The sequence below is a fragment of the Natronococcus sp. A-GB7 genome, from assembly GCF_029688865.1.
In the GTDB taxonomy this organism is placed as follows: Archaea; Halobacteriota; Halobacteria; order Halobacteriales; family Natrialbaceae; genus Natronococcus.
In genome coordinates, this window is sequence record NZ_JARUKV010000025.1 from 68,721 (window position 1) to 78,266 (window position 9,546).

A 9,546-nucleotide genomic window follows, 5' to 3' on the forward strand; every position below is an offset into this window, starting at 1 on the left:
TTCACAACAGGTTTATTATTTATCATCCGCAATAGGCGGACGCCATGGCAGATGAATCCGAACTCCGCAACCAGATGATCGACGCGTTCGAAGGCGCAGACTACCCCATCTCGAGCCCGATGGACCTCGTTCCGGCCCTGCCGAACGGCCCCGGAACGAAGTTCGAGTCGGGCGACTTCTCGATGACTGCGATGGAGCTCAACACCAAGACCTCGGGTGGGGACTTCCCGTACGAGGACCCCGAGACGTTCGTTGACGACATCATCGAGGACCTCAAGGAGCAGGGCGAACTCTAGGCCGGCGAGGTTCCCGCGACACGACTCCTCGCGACCAGCCGTCGATCGTGATCGGTCGACGACGACTTCTCCCGGTTATGGGTGCTACGAATGGCAAGCACTTACATCGCTGCCCGGTGATCCTTCTCGAGTACGCAATCAGTCCAGAAAACCGAGATGCTATGCAAGACGTAACCAACGACACCACGGTCGCCCTGATCACCGAATCGCCCGACAGCGAGTTGTCGGCGGCGATCGAGACGATCTCCTCGTTCGACGTCCGAACGATCTCCGCCGATCGAGCGCTCGAGTCGCTCCGGGAGTCCACCAACGGATGCGAGGTCCCCTCCGGAATCGTCCTCGAGGCCGACGATCCGGCGACGATCCGATCGGTCCTCGATCGGGTGCAGTCGGCGGTCCAGGTGACGCCGGTCGTCGTCGCGCCCACCGAGGGGAACGAACGCACCGCAGCGGCGGCGCTGCGAGCGGGTGCAACCGAGTACGTCGCGGCCGACGAGCCCGAGGCGAAGGTCGACCGGATTATCGACGCGATCACCGAACTCCCGGCCGACGAGACCTCGGAGTACCACCGCATCCTGGCGAACGAACTCCCCGACGAGGCGTTCGTCATCGGGGAGGACGGCATCTACCTCGAGTCGAAGGTTCGCCCGGATACGGCGACGCTGTACACGACTGCGGCCGGCGAACTCGTCGGCAAGTCCCTCGAGTCGGTGTTTCCCGCGGACGTCGCCGAGCGACTGCAGTCGTGTCTCGAGCGGGCGATCGAAACCGGCACGATCCAGACCATCGAGTACGGCGCCGATACGACCGAGGGATGGCGCCAGTACGAGGCGCGAGTCGTCCCCATCGAGCGACGGATCGGCGGCCAGCGCGCGGTCGTCTGGCTGGCCAGGGATATCACCGAGCGGGCCCAGCGCGAACGGCGGCTGCAGTCCCGCCAGGACCGACTCGAGACGGTCAACCGGATCAACCAGGTGGTCCGGCAGGTGATCGAGACCCTCGTCGAGGCGCCGACCCAGGCAACTATCGAGCGGAAGGTCTGCGAACAACTCGTCGAGTCGGAGCTGTACTGCGGGGCCTGGATCGCCGAGCGGACGGGCGAAGGGGAGCTCTCCTACCGGACCGGCGACGGCTCCGCGAAGACCTACCTCGAGGCCGTCGAGAGCTGTGATCCCGAGGACCAGCGACCGGCCCAGCGCGCGGTCAAAAGCGGCGAGCTCCAGGTGATAGACGACGTGCTCGCCGACGAGTCGGTTCCCGAGCGGATCCGCGAGGCGGCCCGCGCGGACGGGATCGACGCGGCGGTCGTCGTCCCGATCAGCCACGGCGGGACGACCTACGGCGTCCTCGCCGTCGTCGCGAACCGAAACGACACCTTCAGCGAGAGCGAGCGAAGCGGGTTCCAGCTGCTCGGCGAGACGACCGGGTTTACCATCAGCGCCGTCAAGAACCGCCAGCTGCTGTTTTCCGACACCGTCCTCGAACTCGAGTTCCGGGTCGACGACGGCGAGACCTTCACGTTCTACCTCACGACGGAGTACGACTGCACGGTCTCGCTGGAGTGGGCCGGCTCGACCGCGGACGGCCGGATCTTCCAGTACGTGACCGTCGACGGGCTCGACGGCGAGACCGTCCTCGAGGAGGCCGAGGACCACGACTCCATCGAGGAGTGTCGACTCATCTACGACGGCACCGACGGCTGCACGCTCGAGATCCGAATGGAGGAGTCGGGCGTCCGCACGCTCGCTCACCACGGCGCGACGATCCGGGACGTCGCCGTCGAGAACGGTTCCGCGTCCGTGCTGGTCGAGGTCCCCCGCGACGCCGACGTCCGCGAGGTCGCCGAGGCGCTGAAGTTCGTCTACGAAAACACCGAACTCGAGGCGCGCCGGGAGGTCGACCACCCGGTCAGAACCGCCGCAGAGCGCCGTCACGACGTGCTCGATCAGCTCACGGACCGACAGCTCACGACGCTTCGATTGGCCTACTACAGCGGCTTCTTCGACTGGCCACGGGAGAGCACGGGCGAGGAGATCGCCGAAGCGATGGACGTCTCGCCGCCGACGATGCACCAACACCTCCGGAAGGGATTGAAGACGGTGCTCGGCGAACTGTTCGAGGAAAGCGGCGGTACGGTATAGAAACCGGCGGCGAGGGAAACGGTAGGTGGTGGTGTTTCGAACGGTCTCCGTCGTGCCGGTGCCTTCGACCGACGAAGGCGGATTCACGTAGGCGCTCGAGCCAAATAACAGTGCGCAAATCGACCGACGGGACGAGTGTTGTGCGGTCGATCCGCGACGATCAGCCGTCGTCGCCGATCGGTGCCGAGTCGCCGACGGCGCGATCGATCGTCTCCTCGAGCAGCCCGCGCTCGAGCAGCGCCGCGACCCGGTCGACGTCGGTGTGAACCGGCCGATCCGCCTCGAGCGACGGAACGACCTCCCGAACCAGGTCGTAGACGGCGCTCGTCCCGACGCCGAGCGATAGCGGCTCGTCGGTCTCGAAGGCGTCGTCGACGTAGTCGGCGGCCTGGGCGCCACAGACGAGTTCGGCCGCGACGATCTGGGTGGCGTTCTCGACGACCGTCCGGACGTGCAGCGCCGACTGACAGCTCATACTGACGTGGTCCTCCTGTCCGCCGCTAACCGGCGTGTTGTCCGCCGAGGCAGCCCCGAGCGACCGAATCTCGTTGAGTAGCGCGGCCGCGGTGTACTGGGCGATCATGTACCCCGACTCGACGCCGCTGTCGGCGGCCAGAAACGGCGGGAGGTGGGGTTCCTGCAGGTTGGGATTCAGCAGGCGGTCGATCCGCCGCTCGCTGATCGCAGCCAGGTCGGTCAGCGCGAGCCGGGCGTACTCGAGGCGGAGCGCCAGCGGCGCGCCGTGGAAGTTCCCGCCGGAGAGCACCGCCGCGCGGTCGGTGCCCGAGGCCCGGTCGTCGACGCGGTCGCCTGCGAACACCAGCGGGTTGTCCGTTGCGCTGTTGAGTTCGATCTCGACGGCCTCGCGGAGGTGGGCGAGGGCGTCGCGGACCGCCCCGTGGACCTGCGGGAGACACCGCAGCGAGTAGGCGTCCTGCACCCGATCGCAGTTGCGGTGAGCCTCGACGATCTCGCTGCCGGCGGTGAGTTCCCGGATCTCGCGGGCGCTCTCGAGCTGGCCCGCGTGGGGCCGGACCTCGTGGATCGCCCGATCGGCCGTCGCCGTCGTTCCGAGGGAGGTTTCGATCGTCATCGCGCCCGCCGCGTCGGCGCCACGGACGAGTCGCTCGCCGTCGACGACCGCGAGGGCCGCCAGCCCGGCCGTCAGCTGGGTGCCGTTGATGAGCGCGAGCCCCTCCTTGGGCTGCAGGGAGAGGGGCTCGAGTCCGATCTCGGCAAGGGCGTCGTCGCCGGAGAGCCGCTCTCCATCGTCCTCGTCCGTCCTCTCGACGAGCGCTTCGCCCTCGCCGATCAACACCAGCGACATGTGGGCCAGCGGCGCGAGGTCGCCGCTGGCACCGAGACTTCCGCGGGACCTGACGACGGGGTGGACTGCCTCGTTGCACATCGCGACGAGGTGATCGACGACGGTCTCGCGGATGCCCGAGTACCCCGTCACGAGGGCGTTGATCCGGGCGACCAGCATCGCGCGGACCTCCTCGCGCTCGAGTTCGCGCCCGGCGCCGGCGGCGTGGCTTCGCAGCAGGTTCGTCTGGAGTTGCTCGATCTTCTCGGGCGGAATGCGTTCGTCGACCAGTTCGCCGAACCCGGTGTTGAGCCCGTAGACGGCTTCGCCGCTCTCGACGACGTCCTCGACGCGCTCGCGAGCGTCTCGGACCCGCTCGCGGGCGTCCTCGGCGATCTCGAGCCGAGCGTCGTCGCGCGCAACGGCGGCGACGTCCTCGGGCGCCAGCGACTCGCCGTCGAGCACGACAGTCATCGCGGCTCACCTCCGTCGCTCCCCGCAGCGATCGCTCGTGGACGGCCCGCACACGAACGCCCAACGGGGATACGTGGGGGATCCCAAGCCGGGGTTGCATGCCAAACGCAGCAATCGTTATTCTCGCTGGAACGGAATCGGCGTCCGACCTCGGCCGCGTCGTCAACGGGCTCCAGACCGCCAAGGAGTTCGACGACGCCGGCGACGACGTCGAGATCCTCTTCGACGGTGCCGGCACCCAGTGGGTCGGCGAACTCGAGGACGAGGATCACGACTACCACGCGCTGTACGCGCAGGTCGCCGAGCACGCGCAGGTCTGTGACTACTGTGCGGGCGCCTACGACGTCGAGGACGAGGTCGAGGCGAGCGAGGCCGAGCCGATCGACGAGTACGAGGGCCATCCGAGCATCCACTCGCTCGTCGACGACGGCTACGAGATCATCACCTACTGAGGCGCTCGCTTGCGGTTTTTGCAGTCCGGTTCGCTCCCCAGGAGCCGACGGCAACGTCGCCGCGGGGCGGCTCACGCGACCACCTCCCCGGCCTTGAGCACCGCATCGACGGCCGTCGTATCGAACCGGTAGGCGAGGTGGGCGAACGACGGCGCCTCGAGCACGACGGCGTCGGCCGGCGCGCCCTCCCGTAGCGTCCCCGTTCCGTCCTCGAGTCCGAGCGCGAGCGCCGCGTTTCGCGTCGACGCGAGCAGCGCCTCCGCGGGCGTCATCCCCATCTCGACGGCGCCGAGGGTCTGGACGAACTCCATGCTTCGTGAGTGGCAGTTGGGGTTGAAGTCGGTCGCCAGCGCGACGGGCGCGCCGGCCTCGAGGAACGCCCGCGCGTCGGCGTAGTCCTCCCCGAGACCGAACGCGGTGCCCGGCAGCAAGACGGGGACGACGCCCGCCTCTACCAGCGCGTCGACGTCGTCCGCGTTGGCGTGTAGCAGATGGTCGGCGCTGGCGGCCTCGAGGTCGGCCGCGAGCCCCGCCCCGCCGAGGCGAACGAACTCCTCGGCGTGGACCTTCGGAGTGAGGCCGTGGTCGAGTCCCGCCTCGAGCACCCGTCGAGACTGGTCGACGTCGAAGACGCCCTCCTCGCAGAAGACGTCGCAGAACTCGGCGACGCCCTGCTCGGCCACGGCGGGAAGCTGTTCCTCGACGACGTCGTCGACGTAGTCGTCCACGTCTCGATCCTCGGGAACCGCGTGGGCGCCCATAAACGTCGCCACGAGGTCGATCGGCTGGGTCGCGTCGGCGCGGTCGATCGCCTCGAGCTGTCGCAGTTCGGTCTCCGTCTCGAGCCCGTACCCCGACTTGACCTCGACGGTCGTCGTCCCGTGGGCGAGCATCGTCTCGAGATGGCCCGTGAGGTTCTCGAATAGTTCCTCGTCGCTCGCCTCGCGGACCGCTCGGACGGTCCGGAGGATGCCGCCGCCCTCGGCGAGGATCTCCTGGTACTCCTTTCCTCGTAACTTGGCCTCGAACTCGTCGGAGCGATCCCCCGCGAAGACGGCGTGGGTGTGGGGGTCGACGAAGCCGGGAACGACCGCCCGTCCGTCTGCGTCGATCGCCGTCTCGGCGTTCTCGGGCGGATACTCGCGGGTGACGTCCTCGCTCGAGCCAACGGCGACGATCTCGCCGTCGACCGCGGCGAACGCGGCGTCCTCGAGGATCTCGAGGGGGTGCTCGCCGTCTTCGCTGGGGCCGACGACGAGTTCGCCGACGTCGTAGACGACGCAGGTGTCACCGCTCGCGTCGTCGGCGCTCTCGGCTGGCCCGCTCATCGTCGTCCCTCCGTGTACCCCGCGAGGAAGTGTGCGATCGCGCGGGCCGCCGCGTCGGCCGTCAGTCCGTCCCGATCGAGCGGCGGGGCACACTCGACGACCTCGAAGCCGGCGATCCGGTCGTCGCTCGCGAGCAACCGCAGCAGTCGGAACAGCTCTCGAGTGGTCAGCCCGCCGGGCGTCGGCGCGCTCACACCGGGTGCGGCGCTCGCCTCGAGGACGTCGCAGTCGACGCTGACGTACACTGCGTCGACGTCGCCGACGGCCTCGAGCGCGCGATCCGCGGCCTCGACGACGTCGTCGCCGACCTCCTCGCTCGTGACGACCTCGCCACCGTGCTCGCGGAGATAGTCGTGGTACACGGTTGAGGTCTCGAAGTGGCGAGCACCGACGCAGGCGTAGCCGTCGAGCCCGCTCTCGAGCAGCTGTCGGTACGGCGTCCCGCTCGTCGGATCCTCGCCGACCTCGCGCACGTCGAGGTGGGCGTCGAGGTTGATCGCGCCGACGGAGCCGGCCTCGAGCAGCGGTTCGACGTTGGGGTAGGTCAGGGAGTTGTCCCCGCCGAGGAAGACCGGCAGCGCGTCGGTCTCGTGGACGCGCCGAGTCGTTTCGCGGAGATCGGCCTGAACCGCGGCGACCGACTCGGGGTTCGCGTCGGCATCCCCGGACTCGAGCGTCTCGACGAGCGAGCGCACGTCGCCGAGATCCGCGACCGCCCCGACGGGCCCGCCGTCGAAGTGATGTGTCTTGGTTCGAGCGAGCGAGCGCCTGATAGCGGGGGGGCCTTCGCGGGCACCCTGCCGACCGATGACCGCGCCATCGTAGGGTTCGCCGACGAGAACCGCCTCGTAGTCGCCCGCCTCGAGGTCCTCGAGGGCAACCCGCTCGACGACGTCGCCGAACAGTTCGTCGTTCGCGTCGCCGCCCGCGGCCTCGCGCCAGCCGCCGGTCGACACCCAGTCGGGGTTGGTCGCGAACCGATCGGTTCCGCTCACGAGCGATCGGCCTCCGTCATCGGGACGTGGACGTTCGACTCACGGGCCTCTTCCAGGGCCTCCTCGTACCCGGCGTCGGCGTGGCGGATCACGCCCATTCCGGGGTCGGTGGTGAACACCCGTCTCGCCTTCTCGGCGGCCAGTTCGGAGCCGTCGAGCACGACGTGGTTGTTCGTGTGAAGGGAGTTGCCGATGCCGACGCCGCCGCCGTCGTGGACGCTGACGATGTCGGCGCCGGCCGCGCAGTTGAGCAGGGCGTTGAGAATCGGCCAGTCGGCGACGGCGTCGGTGCCGTCGGCCATCGCTTCCGTCTCGCGGTTCGGGCTCGCGACCGACCCCGCATCGAGGTGGTCCCGGGTGACGACGATCGGCGCCGAGATCTCGCCGTCGGCGACGAGGTCGTTGATCCGCAGGGCGAAGCGGGCGCGCTCGGTGAGCCCTTCGTCGCCCTCGCCGTCGGTGCTGTACCCGAGCCAGCAGACTCTCGAGGGAAGCCCCTGGAACTCGACCTGCTCCTGTGCGAGGTCGATCCAGCGGTGCAGGTGGTCCTTCTCGGGGAACAGCTCGCGGACGGCGTCGTCGGTGCGGTGGATGTCGGCGGGGTCACCCGAGAGGGCAACCCAGCGAAACGGTCCCTTGCCGCGACAGAACAGCGGCCGGATGTAGGCGGGGACGAACCCGGGGAAGTCGAACGCTGCGGTGTGGTCCCTGTGAGTCGCGACCTGTCCGCGGATGTTGTTGCCGTACTCGACGGCGATCGCGCCCTCGTCTTGCATCTCGAGGATCGCGTCGACGTGGCGTTCCATGGTGTCGAGACTCTCTTCGACGTACGTCTCAGGGTCGTCCTCTCGGAGCTGGTCGGCTTCTTCGACCGTGTAGCCCGACGGATAGTACCCCTCTAACTCGTCGTGGGCGCTGGTCTGGTCGGTAACGACGTCGGGGACGAACCCGCGCTCGAGCATCGACTCGAGCATGTCGGCGGCGTTCATATGGACGCCGACGCTGTAGGGCTCGCCGGCCTCGGCGGCCGCTTCGGCGTTTGCGATCGCCGCCTCGAGGTCGTCGGTCTTCTTCTGACAGTACCCTGTCTCGAGGCGTCGGTCGATCCGGGTCTCGTCGACCTCGGCGGCGATGCAGACGCCGCCGTTCATCGTCACCGCAAGGGGCTGGGCGCCGCCCATCCCGCCGAGGCCGGCCGTGACGACGATCCTCCCCTCGAGCCCCTCGGTGTCGGGGTAGTGCTGGCTCGAGAGCTCCGCGAGGGTCTCGTAGGTGCCCTGGATGATCCCCTGCGTGCCGATGTAGGCCCACGAGCCCGCGGTCATCTGCCCGTACATGATCTTGCCCTCGGCCTCGAGCTCGTGAAAGTGCTCCCAGTTGTCCCAGTTGCCGACGAGGTTCGAGTTCGCGATCAGTACACGAGGGGCGCGCTCGTGGGTCTCGAAGCGGCCGACGGGTTTGCCCGACTGAACCAGCAGGGTCTCCTCGTCGCCCAGCTCCCGGAGTTCGGCACAGATCGCATCGTAGGCGTCCCACGACCGGGCTGCCCGACCGGTTCCGCCGTAGACGACGAGATCCTCGGGTCGTTCCGCGACGTCGGGATCGAGGTTATTGTTCAGCATCCGGAAGGCGGCCTCCTGGCGCCAGCCCGCACACTCGAGGTCCGTTCCCGTCGGCGCGCCCTGATACTCCTGCCACTGGTCGCTCGGTGGGGCGTCCCCGAGCGTCGATCGTCGGTCGCTGTCCATACCGATAGCACGATGCGGGGAACCAACACCGTCGGTGTTCCGTACGGAAGTGGGTTTATAATAGTTCAGCTGCGTATCGGTACGCGTGTACGAGGCGACGTTCGCTATCGCCGATTCGAGCGCCTACACCGCGCCGACCGAGGGGACCGACTGTCGGATCGAACTCTGGTGTAACGACCACGCGGACCTCCTCTACGTCGTCGGCTCGTCGGTCGAGCCGGTGCTCTCCCGGGTCCGGTCGGACATCGGGATCGAGGACTGCCTTCGCGGAGACGGCGAGACGGTCGTCATCACCAGTTCCTGCCTGAAGCGACACGAGACGTCGCACATCGAGCGATACCTCGAATCTCACGACTGTCTGTTGCTCCCGCCGCTGCGGTACGAGGACGGCCGCAAGCACTGCCGGATCCTCGCGCTCGACTCCGAGAACCTCACCGAACTCTACGCCGCCCTCCTCGAGGACGGGTTCGATGTCGAGGTTCTGCGCAAACGCGAGGTCGGCGTTCCCGCCCGGTCGTCTCCGCTGGTCTCCCTCGAGGAGACGTTGCCGGAGCTGACGGCCCGCCAGCGTGAGGTTCTCTCGCTGGCGGTCGAAGCGGGTTACTACGAGATCCCACGGGAGACGACGAGCGAGCAACTCGCCGCCGAACTGGGAATCAGCCGACGGGCGGTAGACGACCACCTCCGGCGGGTCGAGCGGAAGGTGCTCTCGGCGCTTCGGTCCTCCCTCTACTAATCGATCGCAGTACGGACTCGTTATCCGGGAACTCCATGTGCGTATGGACCGTCTGACGTTATGTCTACAA

8 protein-coding genes are annotated in these 9,546 nt (G+C 68.1%); 4 read left to right on the top strand and 4 right to left on the bottom strand.

Annotation, left to right across the window (positions count from 1 at the left end; all coding sequences use genetic code 11):
* The first annotated feature begins 44 nt into the window (after positions 1–44).
* Positions 45–296 (top strand): MTH865 family protein, encoded by a 252-nt coding sequence (locus QA609_RS19475; RefSeq protein ID WP_278304289.1) that lies wholly within the window; start codon positions 45–47, stop codon positions 294–296.
* A gap of 161 nt (positions 297–457) precedes the next feature.
* Complete coding sequence (locus QA609_RS19480) at positions 458–2,437, top strand: bacterio-opsin activator domain-containing protein (RefSeq protein ID WP_278304290.1); 1,980 nt, start codon at positions 458–460, stop codon at positions 2,435–2,437.
* 160 nt (positions 2,438–2,597) lie between these two features.
* Here QA609_RS19480 and hutH read toward each other — a convergent pair whose 3' ends face one another.
* Positions 2,598–4,217, bottom strand: coding sequence for a histidine ammonia-lyase (gene hutH, locus QA609_RS19485; protein ID WP_278304291.1), 1,620 nt, complete (start codon positions 4,215–4,217; stop codon positions 2,598–2,600).
* 98 nt (positions 4,218–4,315) lie between these two features.
* Between hutH and QA609_RS19490 the strand changes: the two genes are divergently transcribed.
* Positions 4,316–4,669 carry a hypothetical protein gene (locus QA609_RS19490; RefSeq protein WP_278304292.1) on the top strand — a complete coding sequence of 118 codons (354 nt, stop codon included), beginning with the start codon at positions 4,316–4,318 and terminating at the stop codon, positions 4,667–4,669.
* Positions 4,670–4,740: 71 nt separating this feature from the next.
* Here QA609_RS19490 and hutI read toward each other — a convergent pair whose 3' ends face one another.
* The 3 genes from hutI to hutU are packed head-to-tail and all read right to left on the bottom strand — an operon-like array spanning position 4,741 to position 8,740.
* A complete protein-coding gene (gene hutI / locus QA609_RS19495; RefSeq protein ID WP_278304293.1) occupies positions 4,741–5,997 on the bottom strand; it encodes an imidazolonepropionase in 1,257 nt (418 codons plus the stop codon).
* Positions 5,994–6,992, bottom strand: coding sequence for a formimidoylglutamase (gene hutG, locus QA609_RS19500; RefSeq protein WP_278304294.1), 999 nt, complete (start codon positions 6,990–6,992; stop codon positions 5,994–5,996). The genes hutI and hutG overlap by 4 nt, the downstream gene beginning before the upstream one ends.
* Positions 6,989–8,740, bottom strand: coding sequence for a urocanate hydratase (gene hutU, locus QA609_RS19505; protein WP_278304295.1), 1,752 nt, complete (start codon positions 8,738–8,740; stop codon positions 6,989–6,991). Before hutU ends, hutG begins: the two co-directional genes overlap by 4 nt.
* A gap of 85 nt (positions 8,741–8,825) precedes the next feature.
* Between hutU and QA609_RS19510 the strand changes: the two genes are divergently transcribed.
* Positions 8,826–9,476 carry a helix-turn-helix domain-containing protein gene (locus QA609_RS19510; RefSeq protein ID WP_278304296.1) on the top strand — a complete coding sequence of 217 codons (651 nt, stop codon included), beginning with the start codon at positions 8,826–8,828 and terminating at the stop codon, positions 9,474–9,476.
* The last annotated feature ends 70 nt before the right edge of the window (positions 9,477–9,546 follow it).

Coding starts and splice junctions, on each gene's coding strand:
- hutI (WP_278304293.1), bottom strand. CDS start 5,997: ATGAGCGGGCCAGCCGAGAGCGCCGACGACGCGAGCGGTGACACCTGC.
- QA609_RS19475 (WP_278304289.1), top strand. CDS start 45: ATGGCAGATGAATCCGAACTCCGCAACCAGATGATCGACGCGTTCGAA.
- hutU (WP_278304295.1), bottom strand. CDS start 8,740: ATGGACAGCGACCGACGATCGACGCTCGGGGACGCCCCACCGAGCGAC.
- QA609_RS19490 (WP_278304292.1), top strand. CDS start 4,316: ATGCCAAACGCAGCAATCGTTATTCTCGCTGGAACGGAATCGGCGTCC.
- hutH (WP_278304291.1), bottom strand. CDS start 4,217: ATGACTGTCGTGCTCGACGGCGAGTCGCTGGCGCCCGAGGACGTCGCC.
- QA609_RS19480 (WP_278304290.1), top strand. CDS start 458: ATGCAAGACGTAACCAACGACACCACGGTCGCCCTGATCACCGAATCG.